At 53.3% G+C, this 720-nt stretch carries 1 protein-coding gene; it reads left to right on the forward strand.

The window, feature by feature from the left end; all coding sequences use genetic code 11:
* A partial coding sequence (locus A3754_RS06440) for an outer membrane protein transport protein (protein ID WP_197468516.1) occupies nucleotides 1-720 on the forward strand: 720 nt, incomplete at both ends.

The raw sequence follows: 720 nt of genomic DNA on the forward strand, positions 1-720 counted from the left end.
TATGGGGCATGCGGTTACCGCTGATCCTCCCGGGATTATGGCCATTCACTTCAATCCGGCTGGCTTGGCGAAGCTGGATGGTCGCCGTGTGGAGTTGCAGTTCGTGGGTGCGGATTTTCAGCTGGAGTCAGAGTTTTCAGCGCCGCCAGGATATAACGTTTTTGGGTTTTCGGACGACCCCATCGTCTGTAGCGATGCTCCCGATGATGGCGTGGATTACTGTCGCGAGTTCAAATCTGCAACCAGTACGGTGGAAGGCATTTCTCTGTATGTGCCGTTTATTAATGATACGGTAGATCTGCCGCCTGGGCCGCTTATTGCCGGGCCGCTTCCTTCATTTTCTATTCGACCAGCTGGCTCTAAATTCACCTTTGGTACCGCAACCTATTTGCCGCTGGCAGCTGGGTTCTACCGGGATGAAGATGATGTGGGTAACTATATGGGTGAGCGTATGGCGCTGGAGCGCATCACCTATCTGTCGCCTTCTGTGGGCTATCGGGTTAACGATGAGCTTATGCTGGGTGCTTCCATCGGCATGAGCTTTCAGGCGATCGCTCTGGAGCAGGATTTCCGAGCGCCTAACGAACTGCTGGGGTTTGCACGAACTCTTGATGAAAGTATCTGTGCTCCCTTCCAGGGGGAGTCAAATATTGCGCTCGACCTGATCCTTTTTGGTATTTGTCGCCCTGAGGAAGGCCTTGGGCCGTTTAAAAACCTTGC

The sequence above is a fragment of the Alcanivorax sp. HI0083 genome (assembly GCF_001635175.1).